This is a genomic window from Marinomonas sp., from assembly GCF_039940335.1.
Classification (GTDB): Bacteria; Pseudomonadota; Gammaproteobacteria; order Pseudomonadales; family Marinomonadaceae; genus Marinomonas.
In genome coordinates this window covers 22,795-40,556 of sequence record NZ_JBDVGW010000008.1, presented here as the reverse complement: position 1 = coordinate 40,556, position 17,762 = coordinate 22,795, and the positions used below count along the sequence as shown (strand labels likewise).

Genomic DNA, 17,762 nt, shown 5'->3' with positions numbered 1-17,762 from the left:
TCCTAAAAATAAATAAAAAAACGTACTTATTTAAACCACCGCTCTTGCGGCTGGAATAGCTTTGGATTCTAACATACCTTCACGGATGATAAATTGAATGATTTGGTCCAAGCCTTCGGCTTTTTTCAGGTTGGAAAAAACAAAAGGGCGATCGCCGCGCATCATTTTCGCATCACGGTCCATAACGTCTAAGGACGCTCCAACCAAAGGAGCTAGGTCTGTCTTGTTGATAATCAATAGATCGGACTTAGTAATACCCGGCCCTCCTTTGCGTGGAATCTTGTCCCCTGCTGACACGTCGATCACATAAATCGTTAGATCAGACAGTTCTGGACTAAAGGTTGCGCTGAGGTTATCACCACCACTTTCCACAAACACTACATCCAGTTCACCATGACGAGCCAAGAGTTGGTCAATAGCCGCTAGGTTCATGGAGGCGTCTTCACGAATCGCGGTATGGGGACAGCCTCCCGTCTCGACACCCAGAATACGGTCTTCATCCAGTGCTTGGTGGGCGGTTAAGAATTTTGCGTCTTCTTGCGTGTAAATATCGTTGGTCACCACGGCGATATTATAATAATCACGTAACGCTGAGCACAATGAGCGCAACAGTGCGGTTTTTCCTGACCCAACTGGGCCGCCAACGCCAACGCGTAAAGTTTGTTTTGGTTTACTCATGGTGTATTCCTTATACAAAATAGAAGATTCGTCGCGACCCGTTAAGAACGAAACAGTCGTGAATATTGTGTTTCATGTAATGAGCTGGCAATAGCAATGCTGGGCAAACCAGCGCCGACTCTGTCTTCTGTGATACTTTTCGACAGACGGATCGCCTCATTAATATCAAGTTGTAACGTGCCCAATAACTGCTGTGCTTGGGTTTGTCCCAGAGGCACCAGTTTGGTGGCGGCAGCCACCTGATTTTCTAACCAAGACCAAGTAAAGCCCAGTGCTGCCAACTCAAATGGAATTTGCCAATGGTGGCAAACCAGTGCGAACAGGCAGACAAAGCTGACATCTTGGCTGCGGGTGAAGGGCGAAGGTATCTCCAAACTCTGCATGAGCCGAGATAGGGCTTCGCCCATAGCTGTGTCGTTCAACCGCAGTTCTTTCGTTTCCCGACAGGCCAACACCAGCTGGTTAAGTTCCTCTAGGCGCTCACTGGATTGGCTTCGGCAAGCTTCTAGGCACAACCTCAAAATGGGCAAGTCCATTCGTGCAAGGGATTGATGCAATTGAACGCTAATCCAATCTTCTACCTCTTGCTGTTTTTTTACCCAGCCTCGATCAATGGCATATTCCATACCCTGGGAAAAGGCATAGCCCCCCACAGGTAAGCTGACACTACTAAGCTGTAATAGTCGTAACAGGTTGCTATCCGTGGCTGTGATGACCATGGCTATAAGCTCCTGACTCGGGAATAAAAACGGCTTCTTCGTGGCTGATCACCAAACCTAACAGATGCAGCATTTCTTCAAGCACATGGTCGGGTTTGATGCGCAGCCAGCGCTCACCAATTTGAATCTTGGTATGGCGGTTGCCTAAGTGATAGCAGGCTTTAGAAAAGTTTTCCCAATCATCGCAGCTGGCGTGGGCGACACTTTCCACCGCTCCTTCCACTTGGACTATTTTGCCGCATTCAGATTTTAGGTATTCGCCCACCAATAGAGGCTTGCCACGCTCTAGAAACACTCGCACTTCTTCGTTATTGGTGCCTACCAACTTTAAGCGGCCGCGTTCTCTTTGTTCATGGCTAAGTACAACCTTGGTGTAAACAGGCTCGTGGCAATGACAGCCCAAGCGCTGGTAAATATCTAACATAATATGTCGTCCTAAAATAAAGTGTAAAGCTGAGCCAACGGTAAGGTTTTGGCGGGTTCACAAGTGAGCAATTCGCCATCGGCACGCACCTCGTAGGTTTGTGGGTCGACGCTAATATTTGGTAACCAGTTGTTGTGAACCATATCTAATTTAGAAATGTTACGGGTGTTTTTACAGGCTACTAATGTGCGCTCTAGGCCAAGTTTCTCTTTCAAGCCGTTGTGTAATGCCGCTTCACAAACAAAAGTTAGTGAGGTGGCGGCGGCCGCTTTGCCAAAAGCGCCAAACATAGGGCGATAATGCACAGGTTGCGGCGTTGGGATCGAGGCGTTTGGGTCACCCATAGGCGCACTGGCAATCATGCCACCCTTGATGATCATGGAAGGTTTGACCGCGAAAAACGCGGGTTTCCATAATACCAGATCCGCTAATTTACCCGGTTCAATCGAGCCAATCTCATGGCTTACGCCGTGGGCAATGGCTGGGTTAATGGTGTATTTGGCAATGTAACGACGAGCACGGAAGTTATCTGCTCCCAGCTCTTGGTCTTCTGCTAACAGGCCAAACTGCTGCTTCATCTTGTGGGCGGTTTGCCAAGTCCGCGTCACCACTTCCCCTACACGGCCCATGGCTTGGGAGTCGGAAGAAATCATACTGAATGCACCACGGTCATGAAGAATGTCTTCCGCGGCAATGGTTTCTTTACGAATACGAGAATCAGCAAAGGCCACATCTTCAGGGATATTACTGTCCAAATGGTGACAGACCATCAGCATGTCTAGATGTTCATCCACCGTGTTGTGGGTGTAAGGACGAGTCGGGTTGGTGGAAGAGGGCAAGACATTAGGATTAGAGCAAGCCTGAATAATGTCTGGCGCATGGCCACCGCCAGCACCTTCTGTGTGGTAAGTATGTATTACCCTATCTTTGAAGGCATCCAGTGTGCTGTCTACAAAACCCGATTCGTTTAGAGTGTCGGTATGAATGGCCACCTGCACATCGTATTTTTCTGCCACACTTAGGCAACAATCAATCGAGGCGGGCGTAGTGCCCCAATCTTCGTGAAGTTTCAGACCAAATGCACCGGCTTCAAGCTGTTCTTCTAACGCTTCGGGCAAGCTGGCATTACCTTTTCCTAGAAAGCCTAGGTTCATGGGCATACTATCAGTCGCTTGCATCATTTTACCCAGATACCAAGGGCCAGAAGTACAGGTAGTAGCATTGGTGCCTGTTGCTGGGCCAGTACCACCGCCTATCATGGTGGTGACCCCAGAGGTGAGGGCTTCTTCAATTTGTTGTGGGCAAATAAAGTGAATGTGAGCGTCGATGCCGCCAGCGGTCAGAATCGAACCTTCACCAGCAATCACTTCTGTGCCAGGGCCAATAATAATATCCACATTGTCTTGAACATCTGGGTTACCGGCTTTACCAACTTTAAAAATACGGCCATCTTTGACACCCACATCACCTTTGACGATGCCCCAGTGGTCCAGTACAAGCGCGTTGGTGATGACTAGGTCTACGGCAATAGCGTTAGTCACTTGGCTTTGTCCCATGCCATCACGAATCACTTTACCGCCGCCAAACTTTACTTCGTCCCCGTAGGTAGTGAAGTCTTTCTCCACCTGAATCCACAGGTCGGTATCGCCAAGACGCACTCTGTCACCTGTGGTAGGACCAAACATTTGTGCATAACTTTGACGATCCATTTGGGCTGTGTTGGGTTTGTTGGATTCGCTCATTGATCGTCTCCTGTTTTAGCATCGAGTTTGCCCATGATCTCGCCACGGAAACCATAGATGGTTTTACTGCCTGCGTATTCGACCAGTTCTACTTCACGACCTTGGCCGGGCTCAAAACGTACTGCTGTCCCTGAGGCAATGTTTAAACGAAAACCTTTGCTCAATTCACGGTCAAAAGATAAAGCCGGATTGACTTCATAAAAGTGGTAATGGGAACCTATTTGTACCGGCCGGTCCCCTGTGTTTTCGACTCTGATGCGTCGCGTTTCGCGGCCGACATTTAACTCAATAACGCCCTCAGCAACCTGAATTTCACCTGGGGTCATGGATGCCTCCTTGGGCTCAGTTAATAGGATGGTGGACGGTGACAAGCTTAGTTCCGTCAGGGAAGGTAGCTTCTACTTGAACTTCATGGATGAGATCTGCGACACCATCCATGACTTGCTCAGCGCTGAGTAAGGTTTTGCCATAGCTCATTAACTCTGCAACGGTTTTACCGTCTCGTGCGCCTTCTATAATTTCCATGGTGATGTACGCCATAGCTTCTGGGTAGTTAAGTTTCAAGCCGCGGTTAAGGCGACGTTCGGCAAGTAGGGCAGCCGTGAAGACCAGTAGTTTATCTTTTTCTCTTGGCAGCAATTCCATAGTATGTACCCTTTTACTTCTCTTAATTTTGGCGATAATTCTGGAGGACCTAAGGTGTTATCTAGGTGGCCCAAATTCTGGGTTCGCAAGCCTGTTTATCAATAAGTTGTGGGCGTATTAAGCGCCAACACTGGCTAAACACTTGTTTCATCTGTTCCGAATCATTGTGCAAGCTACGTACCAGTAAATACTCTTCCACCAAGGTAACGCCGCATAGGGCATTATGGTCTTGGCAAAGTTCACGCAAGGCGTCGATTAATGGCTCCAAAGAGGCGGGCTCATTAAAAGGTCCTGCCACCATTAGTCCATTGATAGGTAAACCATTCATGCCCGCTTTAGCGTTTAAGATCGAAGGTTTGGATTGATCTATGATGAGCCGCTCTCGTACTTTTAATTGACCTTGCTGGCGTACTTCAAAGCCTTGCTCAGCTTGGCCTTGGGCAAAATCTAATTGGTTGGCGGGTAGCCCAAAACAGGTGATTTCCCAACCAATAAATTTGGCACCTTCAGCAAGGTTAATGCGGTTTTCTAAGCGGGTGTGAGCATTAGGGTACAGGATGGTTTCTTGTGGTAGCCATTCCATAATGGCGTTTTGCTCGACGTTCAAACAGGTGATCTGGTGTTGTAGCGTTTTATCTTCTCGGGCACGGTAAACACGACCCGCGCCAGGGGTAGTGATGAGTGCATGAGTATCAGAGCCAAGATTTGCCGTAATGGTGAGCTCATCTCCGGACACTAAGCCGCCCGGTGGGTGTAATAAATAAATGTGGGCGGTGTCTTTGCCTTCTGGATAAAAGGCTTTTTGTACGTATAAAGGGCCCTTGTGGTCACAAGTTTTCAGAACACTACCACGGGATGTTTTGCTAATGCCTAGGGTTAAAAAGGCTTGCCACTGAGAAGGCGAAAGCACGGTTAAAGCACTTTTGGTCGGCTTGTCAGTGGCACTTGTGGGTGTCTCGATGGCACTTGTGAGTGTCTCGATAGGGCTTAGGGCGAGGTTACTTTGGTCTGTCATAGGGGGAACTCTGTCTGCCTCGCAATGGTTTAATTTGCCATGAATACCATTAAATTAAACCGCCAAGTATTGTTTAATCAAGTCATCATCGAGCTTTTCCATTTTATCTGAGGCCACAATGCGGCCTTTTTCCATTAAACGGAACTCTTTGCCGACACGGCGAGCAAAGCCCAGTTTTTGCTCCACAAGGATCACAGTTAACCCTTCTTCGGCGTTTAATTTTAGAATGACATCGCCAATTTGTTTAACGATATTCGGCTGTATCCCTTCATTTGGCTCGTCCAGAATCAACACTTTCGGTTCGAGTACCAGCGCTCGCCCAATGGCCAATTGCTGTTGCTGACCGCCGGATAAATCACCACCACGGCGGTGTAGCATATCTTTTAACACAGGGAACAGTTCAAAGATTTTCTCTGGAATCTCTTTTGGTGAATCCTTGGTGCGTTTGCCGCGTACGGGCAAGCCAATACGCAGGTTTTCTTCCACCGTGAGCATAGGGAAAATATCTCGTCCTTGAGGCACATAACCAATGCCAGAGTAGGCACGTTTTTCTGCACTTTGCTTGCTAAGGGTTTGGCCTTCCATCGTGATGTCGCCACTTTTTATCGGCAACAAGCCCATAATGGCTTTTAGTAAGGTGGTTTTACCCACCCCGTTACGGCCCATAATGCAGGTAATGGAACCTGGTACAATGTCTAAATCCAAGCCCCATAAAATTTGAGTGCCACCGTACAATTGGTCAACATTATTAATAGAAATCATGCTTTCGCTCCTTCACTTGCCGCTTCTTCCCCTAGGTAGACTTCAATGACGTCTTTGTTGCTTTGGATTTGGTCCATAGTGCCTTCTGCTAGGACGGAACCTTGGTGCAACACGGTGACGGTACGGGCGATGCTACGTACAAATTCCATGTCATGCTCTACTACAATCACTGTGCGCTCTCCTGCTAAGGAGGTTAGTAACTCAGCGGTACGTTCTGTTTCTTGGGCTGTCATACCTGCCACGGGTTCATCGATCAGTAATAGGCGAGGGTCAGCGGCTAACAACATCCCAATTTCTAACCACTGTTTTTGACCGTGGGATAAAGCCCCGGCCAACATGAAGCGGTGTTTTGCCAAACCAATGATTTTCAGCACCTCGTCAATGCGATCAATCTGGGTGGGCGTTAGGCAAGAAAACAGCGTGGGTAATACCCCTTTATCCGTTTTCAGTGACAATTCTAAATTATCAAATACGGTTTGCTCTTCAAAAACGGTCGGTTTTTGAAACTTACGACCTATGCCCAACTGGGCAATTTCCGCTTCGTCTTTGTTGAGCAGGTTATGGTTTTGCCCGAAGAAAACGGTGCCCGAATCACACTGCGTTTTACCGGTAATCACGTCCATCAAGGTTGTTTTACCAGCACCGTTGGCGCCAATGAGACAGCGTAGCTCACCGTCGTTAACGTATAGATTCAAATTGTTTAGGGCTTTGAAGCCATCAAAGCTCAAGTTCAAGTCTTCAACGTAGAGGATCATTTGGTTGTCCACGTTGACCGCGCTTTGTGTTGGCACTAAGAAAGGCCAAACTTGGTCACGACGGAAAGTGGAGCGAAAATTCTCTACGGTATTGTTGAGAGTGCTCATGCTTGCGACTCCTTTCTGCCTTGTGGACGGCGTTTAGCCATCATTTTTTCATATAAGCCCATGAGTCCTTTGGGTAAGTACAGGGTCACTAGTACAAACATAGCCCCTAATGCGAATAACCAAGCGTCTGGTAAAATGGCAGTGAAACGTGTTTTGGCATAGTTCACCAAGATGGCGCCAATAACCGCTCCGATTAAGGTGCCACGTCCTCCAACAGCTACCCAAATGACCATCTCTATGGAGTTGATCGGGGAGAATTCGCCAGGGTTAATAATGCCAACTTGAGGTACATACAGAGCCCCTGCAATACCTGCGATGACCGCCGAATAAACAAACAGCCAGACCTTGTAGCGGTCCGTGCGGTAGCCGATAAAGCGCGAGCGAGCTTCGGCATCACGAATCGCTAATACCACTTTACCAAAACGGGATGCCAAGATACGTTGGCTAATGACAAAGATAATCGCCAGTAAGAAAGCAGTGATCATAAATAGGCTGACACGGGTGTTGTCTGCTTGCAGGTCAAAGCCCAAAATTTCTTTAAAGTCGGTTAAACCATTGTTACCACCAAAGCCCATTTCATTGCGGAAGAAAGCCAGTAATAGGGCATAGGTCAGAGCTTGGGTCATGATGGACAAATACACGCCTGTGACTCGGGAGCGGAACGCCAACCAACCGAACACAAATGCCAGCAAACCTGGAACTGCAACTGCCATGATCATGGCAAACCAAAATTGATCCATGCCTAGCCAGAACCAAGGCAGTTCTTGCCAATCTAAGAACACCATGAAATCTGGTAGTAATGGATTGCCGTACACGCCACGGTCACCAATTTGACGCATTAGGTACATGCCCATGGCGTAACCGCCAAGGGCGAAAAACGCACCATGGCCTAGGCTAAGAATGCCGCAGTAGCCCCAAATAATATCCACCGCTAAAGCCAACATGGCATAACACAGATACTTACCCAATAGAGTAATAGTATAAGTGCTCACATAGAGCGCTGAGTCAGCGGGTAAAAACAGGTTGGCAGCACTGGCCAATAAGCTGACCGCCAATAAAATAACTACGAACGGCAGTGTGTGTTTGCCCGTCGAGCGGCCTTCTGAAAACCATTGAGTGAGACGTGTCATTCTGCCGCCCTCCCTTTTTGTGGAAAGAGTCCTTTAGGACGTTTTTGGATAAAGAGAATAATGAACACCAAGACAATGATGGCGGCCAACACGGCGCCAGTGGTCGGCTCCAAAAATTTCGTTGCAATACCAAGCGAGAAAGCCGCAACTAATGTTCCTAATAAGTTACCCACGCCACCAAATACCACCACCATAAAGGAATCTATGATGTAGGCTTGGCCTAGGTTTGGTCCCACATTGGTTAGCTGACTAAGGGCCACGCCAGCGATACCAGCAATGCCTGATCCTAAACCAAAGGTCATGGCGTCTACCCAGTGGGTTTTGACACCCATGGCTTTGGCCATATTACGGTTTTGCGAGACGGCACGAACGTTGAGGCCTAGTGAGGTTTTCTTAAGGATGATCACCAAGGCGATAAAGACCAAAAGCGCGAAGGCTAAAATGTACAAACGGTTTAGGGTAAGTGACAGCACTGGGTTGATTTCCCATGAACCACTCATCCAACTCGGTGTAGACACCTGACGGTTAAGGGGTGAGAAAATAGTACGTACCAGTTGTTGTAGTATCAAACTGATACCAAAGGTGGCCAGCAGTGTTTCTAGAGGGCGGCCGTGCAGATGACGAATCACCAAACGTTCGATCAATACCCCCATTAAACCAGAGACGAGAAAAGCGGCAGGAATGGCGACCCAAATAGAAAGGTCGATATAATTGGGCATGATTAGCTGAACCACATAAGTGGTGTAAGCCCCAAGCATGATCATTTCACCATGGGCCATGTTGATCACACCCATAACACCAAAGGTAATTGCCAAGCCAATGGACGCTAATAGCAGCACAGAGCCAAGGCTCAAGCCGAAAAATAATTGGTCAACAAAGGCAAAGCGTTCTGCCCGTTGGGCAATTTTTTCAAGTGCTAAGGTCGCGCTTTCTACTACATCCGGGTTGTCGTCTTTGACCAGTTTAGTTAAGGCGTTACGGACATCCCCTTCTAGGCTGGTGGACAATCGCTCAATGGCCGTTAAACGCTGAGACACACTCACTTGCGTTGAACTGGCTGTGTGCATGGCTAACGCCAATCCCATGGCATCTTTAACCTTAGCGTTTTGCTCTTTTGGGTAAAGCGTTTCTAGTACGGCAACCGTCTTATCGTCGAGTTTAGACAGCAGCTCTCTCACCGCGGATTCGCGCACTAAAGGCGATGTAGCCGTGAGTTGAATTTGCGCGATGGCATTACGTAGATAACCACGTAACGTATTGTTTACGCGTATCTTTTTAACATCTCGTTTACCAAGGTTTGGCACTATAGTTTGGTTGAAAACATCTCGATACAAAGTAGTACCTTGATCATCGAACTTCTCCACTAGGCTCTTATCTTTTCTTATATAGTAAAGATCACCCCCTAGTAAGGTATGGAAAAGCGGCAGGATAGCTTCTCCTTCATTGTTTGCTAGCTGTTCTAAAATAGGGGCCATATCTTTCAGTTTGGCATCAGCAAGCTCAGTCAGTAAGGTTTCTGTCGGGGCTGCATCAGCGCTATGGGCTGAAAAAGATAAGAGTCCAAAAAGACAGCAACAAAGTGCCATTAAATGTCTCAAGGTCATACTCCATGTCGCGAATAAGAGGTTACGCAATTCTTTAAAAGGCGATTTTTAGTCATTACTTGCTATCCATAAATTGCCAAACTTGATGAGCAAGAGGTCACAAAAAGGGTTCTGAAAAGAAGTTTCGTTAATAATCTGATTTGAATTTCGCTTTAAAAAATTCCCCCTGCTAGGCGTCAGCAGGGGGGAAATGTCAACACTGGGAAAATGCTAAGTTAACAAGTTATAGCTTGCTAAAAACTTAGTAGTTCTGGCCTGAACAAGCTTCGGTTTTAATATTGTAGTTACCGCACTTAATAGGCGCTGTCCAATCAGAGATAAGGTCTTTCGAACCTGGCAAGAAGTCAGACCAAGCATCACCTGGTACAACACCGTCGGTTTCCCAAACGACTTCAAATTGGCCGTCGTCTTGGATTTCACCAATCAGCACTGGTTTGCTCAAATGGTGGTTTTTGTTCATCACGGCGATGCCGCCAGTCAGGTTAGGCGTTTCTTGACCAATCATGGCTTGTTCAACGGCATCGACATCAGTGGTGCCGGCATCTTTCACTGCATTTACCCACATGTTGAAACCGATGTAAGTCGCTTCCATTGGGTCATTGGTTACACGATCAGGGTTTTTGGTGTAAGCCTTCCATTGAGTGATGAACTCCTCGTTAGCATCGCTTTCGACACTTTGGAAGTAGTTCCAAGCAGCAAGGTGACCAACAAGAGGGGTGGTGTCTAAGCCAGAAAGTTCTTCTTCACCAACCGAGAAGGCAACCACTGGAATATCTTCAGAAGAGATACCTTGGTTACCCAATTCTTTGTAGAAAGGTACGTTGGCATCACCATTAATAGTGGAAACAACCGCAGTTTTCTTACCTTCACTACCAAACTTCTTCACATCAGAAACAATCGATTGCCAGTCTGAATGACCAAATGGTGTGTAGTTGATCATGATATCTTCGCCCGCCACACCTTTCGCTTTTAAGTAAGCTTCAAGGATTTTGTTGGTGGTACGTGGGTAAACATAGTCAGTGCCGGCAAGTACAAAACGCTCTACACCTAGATCATTCATTAGGTAATCAACAGCAGGAATCGCTTGTTGGTTTGGCGCAGCGCCAGTATAAAAAACGTTTTTAGAAGACTCTTCACCTTCATACTGTACTGGGTAAAACATCAAGCCGTTCAACTCTTCAAGAACCGGCAGTACAGATTTACGAGAAACCGATGTCCAGCTACCGAAAATAACATCTACTTTATCTTGGGTTAGCAACTCACGACCTTTTTCAGCGAACAGCGGCCAGTTAGATGCAGGGTCAACCACAACGGCTTCAAGCTGTTTGCCTAACAATCCACCTTTTTTGTTTTGCTCTTCCACCATCATCAAGACCGTGTCTTTTAGCGTGGTTTCAGAGATCGCCATGGTGCCAGATAGGGAGTGTAGTACCCCAACTTTAATGGTATCAGCAGCGAAAGATGGTAGGGCAACTAGAGTTGCACCGGATAAAGCAATTGCGGAAACTAACGTCTTTACTTTCATGGTTGAGTCTTCCTATCTGTTATCTAAAGTGAATTTGCTAATGTAGTGCTAGTATTGAATAACGATGCGCAAAAAAGTATTCGCTGAATGACCCTCAGGTATACGTCAAATGACGTATACCTATAGCGAATACTACTAATGGCGAGGCATAGGAAGCATGGAATGATGCACACAATATCTGAAAAAATGGCCAGTTATCCAGTATCAGTCACTGAAAAGTTGTCTCAGCTTAGGGACTTGATACGGCAAGTTGCTGAAGAAAATCAGTGTGGGCCAGTTGAAGAATCTCTTAAATGGGGGCAGTTAAGCTATGGGGTAAAAACCGGTACGAGTATCCGACTTGACTGGCAGAGTGACCATGGTAATCGCCTCTACCTCTATGTGCATTGTCAAACTAAGCTGGTGGCAACCTATCAAGAATTGTATAGCGAGGCGTTTACTTATGAGGGCAATCGAGCCTTGGTGATGCCTCTAGACTATGATTTTAAACGTCCAGAACTGGCTCACTGTATTCAGTTGGCGTTGACCTATAAACACCGCAAGCATCTGCCTATGCTGGGGGCATGACATCAAATAACATCTTTTTGTTTTGCATATTGTTGGGCGATTTCTGCGGCCAACAAGGCACTTTTATGGACAATTTCCGACCTTGGGTCGTTAAGGTACGAAGCGGTAAAGAGCAAGTCTTTTGGTCGCCAGCCCGGGCTAAAAGTTTTGATGCGTTTATCTTTGATAAAGCGCTGTGCTAACTGAGTCGGGAGTGCGCCAATGCCGATGCCCGACGCCACCATTTCGAAGCTGGTGGACAAGGATGTGGAGGGGAAAATTTGACCCACGGAACCGTATCTGTGCATGAGCTCCGAGATGAGATTTTGGTAAGGGCGAGAGAGGCGTGAAAAGGACATGATAGGGGATGTAGAGGGGTGAGGTGAGTCTTCATTAACACTACAGAACCAAGCTAATTTAAAGGTGGGTAGTACCACATTTTCAACATTTCCTTCTGCCAAAGGCCCCATTAGAAAAGCCAAATCCAAATGGTGAGATAACAATTGGTCTTTTAAATTCACCGTGATATCCACGGAAAGTTCTACCACTAATTTGGGGTAGAGTTTTCGCAAGGCACTTAGAAAATCAGACAACCAAGACTGGGCAATGGTTTCTGCCACACCGATACGAATGACCCCTTTTACCTCATCACTTGGGGTGAGCTCGTCTTTTAGCTGTTCCATGTAGGATTCTATTTTTTCAGCGTGAGCGCGTAGCAGGAGACCTTCTTTGGTGAGGGCGACACCGGTTTTTTGGCGTTCGAAAAGGGTTACTCCAAGTTCATCTTCCAGCGCACTGATGCGAGCGGAAATGGCCGGTTGAGAGAGGTTCATCTGACTGGCGGCACGTCTAACACCGCCTAATTTTGCGACCCACAAAAAGGTCTTGAGTTGATCAAAATTCATTGTATTTGCCCTCTTGACCATGTGAACAGGAATTAGCATGATCAAAAATTATGATCACAATTGATAAAATATTACGAATTGACATTATCATGTTTAAATTCGACACTGAATTCAAGCCTTAAAAATAGGGGCTAATAATGACATCGGGTGAGAGTTGAGACATTAAACAAACTGAAAATTACAGGAAGAGAACATGATGACTAAAATGAATTCGAGAAGTTTTCTAGCCACTTCTGTTTTGGCGGCCACATTGTCTACTCAGGCTAGCGCTAGCGAAATGCTATCGGTGGTAGGTAGCTGGAGTAGTTTGCCTCTGCATAAGCAATTTGAGCAGCCCTTTTGGAATCAAACCATTCCTGCAAAAACTAATGGTGAGTTTGAAGTCGCGATGACCACCCATGATCAAATGGGGATTGGCGGCGGCGATGTTTTCCGTATGTTAGGGGATGGCGTGTTCGACATCGGTATGACAGTAGCGGATTATGCTGTTGCCGATGCCCCAGCCTTGGAAGGTCTCGATGTGCCATTACTTGCGACCACAGCCGCCGAAGCTAAGACGCTTGTTGAGGCAGCGCGCCCAATGATTGAATCGATTTATCAAGATACCTTCAACGCTAAAGTGTTGGCCATCGTGCCTTACCCACCACAGGTTGTATTCTGTAATGCTCCAGTGAGTAACCTTGATGATTTAGCGGGTTTAAAAATCCGCGCGTCAGGCCGCATGACGGCTAAATTCCTTGAAGCCTTAGATGCGCAAAGTGTCAATATCGCCTTTGGTGAAGTCCCGGGAGCGCTTCAGCGTGGGGTAATTGATTGTGCCGTAACCGGTGCAGGTTCTGGTTACAGTGCAGGTTGGTGGGAAGTCACTACTCATCTTATGACTTTGCCGTTAGGTGGCTGGGATCCTGTGGTTACTGCGATCAATTTAGACAAGTGGAATGATTTAAGTAGTGCTGATCAAGAGCTTATTGCTACTTCTGTAGCAGAAGAGTTTGAGGCGCCTGCTTGGGCGGCGGCACAAGGTGCATTGGAAGAAGATATTGCTTGTCTGACAGGGAATGGCGTTTGTAGCAGAGGAGACAAGCGTAACCTAGTGCTGGTTGAACCTGCGGCGCAAGACGTAGCCAAAGCGAAAGATATTCTGAGCAGCAAGGTGCTACCTGAATGGGCAGATCGTGCAGGGGAAGAATGGACAAACCGTTGGAACATGAGCGTCGGTAAAGCCGCTGGCATACAAATCTCGGCTCAATAAGGCTAATTCAAATGACTCGCATTATTTCTATTCTGAAAAGAATAAATAATGGAGTGGCGGTCACTGCAGGTCTAGCTTTGCTAGCCTGCATTACCATCATTCTTGTAGATATCGTATTGAGAGAGTTTGGTGTCGCCTTTAGTGGCTCCGAAGAAATTTCTGGGTATGTAATGGCCGCAGTGACCAGCTGGGGTGTCTGTTTTGCTTTAACGGCTAAAGCTCATGTACGCATTGATTTACTGCGTCAAAAAGGTGGCGATAAAATGCGCTCCCTATATGACTTAATTGCCCTTGCGTCGCTTTCTTATGTGGCAATTTATGTAGCGTATCGAGCTTGGCCGGTATTGACTAAAACTCTTAAGAGTGGGGCTTTATCCAATACCGCGTTAGAGGTTCCTTTGTATATTCCGCAAAGTATTTGGTTCGCAGGTTGGATTTGGTTCGCCCTATCGTCCTCTGTGTTATTGATCCTCTCAGTGTTATTAGTGTTACAGGGTCGTCATCAGATAGTGGACGAAACCATAGGTACAGGAGACGAGCAATGATCTTATTTACTTCAATGGGACTGCTTGGCTTACTAGCGTTATCCATCCCTGTTGGCATAGTGTTGTTTCTATTGGCCTTTGGCGTTGATAGTTTTTTTAGTCCTTTTCCTCTGATGCGAGGTTTGGGGCAGGTGGTTTGGTCATCGTCTAATAATCCGACTTTGATCGCGGTGCCATTTTTTGTCTTGATCGGCGAAATTTTACTGCGCAGTGGCGTAGCACAGCGTACTTACAGCGCGTTGAATGCTTGGGTATCTTGGCTGCCGGGTGGCTTGATTCATGCCAATATCGCCACAGCGACGATGTTTTCAGCTACCTCAGGCTCGTCAGTCGCGACGGCTGCAACGGTCGCTACCGTGGCAACTCCGCAAGCAGAGAAGCTTGGCTATGACCCTAGATTATTCACCGGTTCCATTGCGGCAGGCGGCACACTGGGTATTTTGATTCCCCCTTCAATCAACTTGATTGTCTACGGTTTTTTGACCGAAAGCTCCATACCTAAGCTGTTTTTAGCGGGTATTGTGCCGGGCATCATGATGGCTCTATTGTTTATGTTAGCCACCATAGTGTTGTGTGTTGTTTACCCGAAATTAGGGGGGCCAAAGCAGCACAGTAGTTGGCGTGAAAAAATCATCGCGCTGAAATCCTTAACGCCGATTTTATTTCTATTTATCAGTGTGGTGGGTTCGATCTACATGGGTTGGGCAACCCCGACTGAGGCCGCGGCGATTGGGGTATTGATCTCTTTAATCATCGCACTGGCTTATCAAGCTCTGTCGAAAGAAATGCTCATTAGTAGCCTGATAGGTACGGTCAAAATCACCGCAATGATCATGCTGGTGGTAATTGGTGCTTATGTCTTGAACTTTGCACTTACCGCAGCGGGTGTGGGCAGAGCCCTGCAGGATTTATTACAAGGGCTTGGCCTGAGTGCTACGGCTACCTTGTTGGTGATCATCCTAACTTACATAGTATTGGGCTTCTTTATTGAAACCTTATCCTTGATGGTGGCCACCATTCCGATTGTGGTGCCGATCATTGCACAAATGGGCTACGACACGATTTGGTTTGGTATTTTGATGATCATCTTGGTGGAAATGGCACTGATCACACCACCGGTCGGGCTCAATCTTTATGTGGTGAACTCCGCCCGTAAGAATGGCAACATGATGGACGTTATTCTCGGCAGTATTCCTTATGTTTTGATCATGTTATTGATGGTGTTCCTATTGATCGCCTTTCCAAATTTAGCCTTGTATTTACCTGATAATTTTTAAGGAAGAGTATGCTTTTTACAATTAATGGTGTAGCAAAAGAATTTTTAATCAATCACCTTGTAGTCGCAGGTTGGACGGCACGAGATCAGCATGCAGTACAAGAGCATATTGATGAGCTGGCCGAGTTGGGTGTGGCTCCACCTTCTACTGTGCCCTTATATTACCGCGCTTCGAACTTGTTGCTGACTCAGCAACCTATGGTTGAAGTGGTTGGTGGTGATTCCTCTGGTGAGGTTGAACCCTTGATCATTAAAGCAGAAGACAGCTTTTGGTTAGGGCTAGGTTCGGATCATACGGACCGTGAATTGGAAGCTCATTCTGTCGCCTTTTCAAAGCAGGTTTGTCCAAAGCCTGTGGCAACGCAGTTATGGCCTTTGGCAGAGGTAGAAGGCCACTTAGATCAGATTGAGATGCAATCTTGGGTAGATGAAGGGGAAGGTTGGACACTTTATCAGAGCGGTAAATTGGCCGCTATTCGCCCTCTTAACGAACTTATTGAAAAAGCCAAATTAGACAATGGTAGTGCTATGTTGTGTGGCACCTTTGCGGCCATTGGTGGGGTGCGCAACACGCCAAAATTCCGCATGGCTCTGCATGATCCTGTGCTAAATCGAAGCATACAAGCCGACTACCAAACTCGTGAGTTACCTGCGGTTAAATAATGGATTTTTGGACAGGAGTGTAAGAATGTCGCGCCACCCTGAATTAGCTTGGCAGGATAGGAATTTTGAGCAACAGCTCACCCAGAGCCAAGAGTTGCTGGACAAAAATGATGATGTCATTTTAACCCAGCGTTTTGCTGGGCAAGATATGAGTGCTATTTCTGATGGTGTATTGAGCAAGGCCATTGTGACTATTAAAGACCTGTTTGATGTTCAAGGGTATGTGACCCGAGCAGGTTCGGTCTTTTTAAAGGATAATACACCAGCCAAAGAAGATGCCGAATCGGTAAGGCTTTTACGCGAAGCGGGCGCTTACTTACTAGGTCATACTAACATGACTGAGTTGGCTTATTCTGGTTTGGGTATGAACCCTCATTATGGTACACCACAAAGTCCGTTGTACCCAGGTTGTATTGCGGGCGGTTCCACCAGTGGTGGCGCTGTGTCTGTGGCACTCGGTATAGCCGATATTGCGCTTGGTAGTGATACGGGTGGCTCGTTGCGAATCCCTGCGGCGTTTTGCGGGTTGACCGGTTTTAAACCGTCTCAGCAAAGTGTCTCTACTGAAGGGGCGCTCCCTCTTTCGACCACACTCGACAGTATCGGCCCCATTGCGAAAAGCGTGGCGGACTGTGAAGCGGCTTGGCAGGTTTTATCTGGTACAGAGAAAACGGCTGCGGCCGCTCAGCAAGCACACTTTGTGGTGCCGACCAATTTTGGTTTGGACAACCTAGATACAGCGGTTGAAGAAGGTTTTCGTGCCGCGCTTGCAATATTACGCCAAATACCAGGAGTGGTAGTGGAAGAGCGTCCGGTAAGTTTGTTGGAAGCTTATAAAGCCCTTCCTGTATGGCAGTTTTCGGCTTTTGAAGCGCGTGAGTTTTATCAGCAAACATTTGCTTTGGATTTAGCTCAGTTAGACCCTAGAGTGGCTTCAAGACTGCGACGGGCGGATAGCCTAGATGAGCAAACTTTTGCTCAAACTTGTCAGCAACGCCAAACGTTAATTGAGCGTTATCAGCAGGAAGAATCTGGTGTTCAGCTGCTTTTGCCGACTGTGGCGATATTACCTCCTAAGCTTTCGGATCTAACCAAGGATGAGGATTACGACCGTATTAATTTGTTGTGTTTACGTAATACCACCCTTGCCAATGTGTTAGACGCTTGCAGCGTCTCATTGCCTTTTGAGCATCAGGAACACCATATTGGCGTGATGTTAACAGGCGCTAATGGTAGTGATGAAGCGCTGCTAGCAGCGGCAAAGTTAGTGGAGAAAGCGTTAGCCTAGAGTAAACAGAGTTAAGTGCTTAGTTACTCAAACCCACCTTCATTGACTCGGATTTAGGTCAATGAAGGTGGGTTTTTTAGTATTAGGGATGGCACTACTACTGCTCAATATCCTCAAATATGCTAAGGTTTGCGCCGTTTATAGGCATGTGCAAGCTTGTTGCCCAGCCTAATAGCTTTG

The 17,762-nt window shown here is 47.0% G+C and carries 19 protein-coding genes; 6 read left to right on the top strand and 13 right to left on the bottom strand.

The window, feature by feature from the left end; all coding sequences use genetic code 11:
* Positions 1-30 precede the first annotated feature (30 nt).
* From ureG to urtA, 12 genes are all read right to left on the bottom strand, one after another.
* On the bottom strand, positions 31-678 hold the full coding sequence (gene ureG / locus ABJF92_RS05355) for an urease accessory protein UreG (RefSeq protein WP_446814792.1): 648 nt from the start codon (positions 676-678) through the stop codon (positions 31-33).
* 41 nt (positions 679-719) lie between these two features.
* A complete protein-coding gene (locus ABJF92_RS05350; RefSeq protein WP_446814791.1) occupies positions 720-1,397 on the bottom strand; it encodes an urease accessory protein UreF in 678 nt (225 codons plus the stop codon).
* Complete coding sequence (locus tag ABJF92_RS05345; RefSeq protein ID WP_445977401.1) at positions 1,375-1,821, bottom strand: urease accessory protein UreE; 447 nt, start codon at positions 1,819-1,821, stop codon at positions 1,375-1,377. Before ABJF92_RS05345 ends, ABJF92_RS05350 begins: the two co-directional genes overlap by 23 nt.
* A gap of 11 nt (positions 1,822-1,832) precedes the next feature.
* Positions 1,833-3,563 (bottom strand): urease subunit alpha, encoded by a 1,731-nt coding sequence (ureC, locus tag ABJF92_RS05340; RefSeq protein WP_446814790.1) that lies wholly within the window; start codon positions 3,561-3,563, stop codon positions 1,833-1,835.
* The gene (locus tag ABJF92_RS05335; RefSeq protein ID WP_446814789.1) at positions 3,560-3,889 is read right to left on the bottom strand and encodes an urease subunit beta; all 330 of its coding nucleotides are present in this window, start codon (positions 3,887-3,889) and stop codon (positions 3,560-3,562) included. Before ABJF92_RS05335 ends, ureC begins: the two co-directional genes overlap by 4 nt.
* Before the next feature lie 16 nt (positions 3,890-3,905).
* A complete protein-coding gene (locus ABJF92_RS05330) occupies positions 3,906-4,208 on the bottom strand; it encodes an urease subunit gamma (RefSeq protein ID WP_446814788.1) in 303 nt (100 codons plus the stop codon).
* A 61-nt stretch (positions 4,209-4,269) separates the two neighbouring features.
* Complete coding sequence (locus ABJF92_RS05325; RefSeq protein WP_446814787.1) at positions 4,270-5,223, bottom strand: urease accessory protein UreD; 954 nt, start codon at positions 5,221-5,223, stop codon at positions 4,270-4,272.
* Positions 5,224-5,277: 54 nt separating this feature from the next.
* Complete coding sequence (gene urtE, locus ABJF92_RS05320; RefSeq protein ID WP_446814786.1) at positions 5,278-5,985, bottom strand: urea ABC transporter ATP-binding subunit UrtE; 708 nt, start codon at positions 5,983-5,985, stop codon at positions 5,278-5,280.
* The gene (urtD, locus tag ABJF92_RS05315) at positions 5,982-6,848 is read right to left on the bottom strand and encodes an urea ABC transporter ATP-binding protein UrtD (protein ID WP_446814785.1); all 867 of its coding nucleotides are present in this window, start codon (positions 6,846-6,848) and stop codon (positions 5,982-5,984) included. The genes urtE and urtD overlap by 4 nt, the downstream gene beginning before the upstream one ends.
* Positions 6,845-7,978 (bottom strand): urea ABC transporter permease subunit UrtC, encoded by a 1,134-nt coding sequence (gene urtC / locus ABJF92_RS05310; RefSeq protein WP_446814784.1) that lies wholly within the window; start codon positions 7,976-7,978, stop codon positions 6,845-6,847. Before urtC ends, urtD begins: the two co-directional genes overlap by 4 nt.
* On the bottom strand, positions 7,975-9,582 hold the full coding sequence (gene urtB, locus ABJF92_RS05305; protein ID WP_446814783.1) for an urea ABC transporter permease subunit UrtB: 1,608 nt from the start codon (positions 9,580-9,582) through the stop codon (positions 7,975-7,977). Before urtB ends, urtC begins: the two co-directional genes overlap by 4 nt.
* Positions 9,583-9,823: 241 nt before the next feature.
* Positions 9,824-11,107 carry an urea ABC transporter substrate-binding protein gene (gene urtA / locus ABJF92_RS05300; protein WP_446814782.1) on the bottom strand — a complete coding sequence of 428 codons (1,284 nt, stop codon included), beginning with the start codon at positions 11,105-11,107 and terminating at the stop codon, positions 9,824-9,826.
* Between the two features lie 162 nt (positions 11,108-11,269).
* On the opposite strand from urtA, the gene ABJF92_RS05295 reads away from it, so the two are divergent.
* A complete protein-coding gene (locus ABJF92_RS05295; protein ID WP_446814781.1) occupies positions 11,270-11,674 on the top strand; it encodes a DUF1801 domain-containing protein in 405 nt (134 codons plus the stop codon).
* Positions 11,675-11,676: 2 nt separating this feature from the next.
* Here ABJF92_RS05295 and ABJF92_RS05290 read toward each other — a convergent pair whose 3' ends face one another.
* The gene (locus ABJF92_RS05290) at positions 11,677-12,558 is read right to left on the bottom strand and encodes a LysR family transcriptional regulator (RefSeq protein ID WP_446814780.1); all 882 of its coding nucleotides are present in this window, start codon (positions 12,556-12,558) and stop codon (positions 11,677-11,679) included.
* A gap of 193 nt (positions 12,559-12,751) precedes the next feature.
* Between ABJF92_RS05290 and ABJF92_RS05285 the strand changes: the two genes are divergently transcribed.
* The 5 genes from ABJF92_RS05285 to ABJF92_RS05265 are packed head-to-tail and all read left to right on the top strand — an operon-like array spanning position 12,752 to position 17,582.
* Entirely contained in the window at positions 12,752-13,810 is a 1,059-nt protein-coding gene (locus ABJF92_RS05285) for a TRAP transporter substrate-binding protein (protein WP_446814779.1), read from the top strand.
* An 11-nt stretch (positions 13,811-13,821) separates the two neighbouring features.
* A complete protein-coding gene (locus tag ABJF92_RS05280) occupies positions 13,822-14,355 on the top strand; it encodes a TRAP transporter small permease subunit (protein ID WP_446814778.1) in 534 nt (177 codons plus the stop codon).
* Complete coding sequence (locus tag ABJF92_RS05275) at positions 14,352-15,632, top strand: TRAP transporter large permease (protein WP_446814777.1); 1,281 nt, start codon at positions 14,352-14,354, stop codon at positions 15,630-15,632. The genes ABJF92_RS05280 and ABJF92_RS05275 overlap by 4 nt, the downstream gene beginning before the upstream one ends.
* 8 nt (positions 15,633-15,640) lie before the next feature.
* Positions 15,641-16,294 (top strand): DUF2848 domain-containing protein, encoded by a 654-nt coding sequence (locus ABJF92_RS05270; protein WP_446814776.1) that lies wholly within the window; start codon positions 15,641-15,643, stop codon positions 16,292-16,294.
* A gap of 25 nt (positions 16,295-16,319) precedes the next feature.
* The gene (locus tag ABJF92_RS05265; RefSeq protein WP_446814775.1) at positions 16,320-17,582 is read left to right on the top strand and encodes an amidase family protein; all 1,263 of its coding nucleotides are present in this window, start codon (positions 16,320-16,322) and stop codon (positions 17,580-17,582) included.
* Positions 17,583-17,762: the final 180 nt, after the last annotated feature.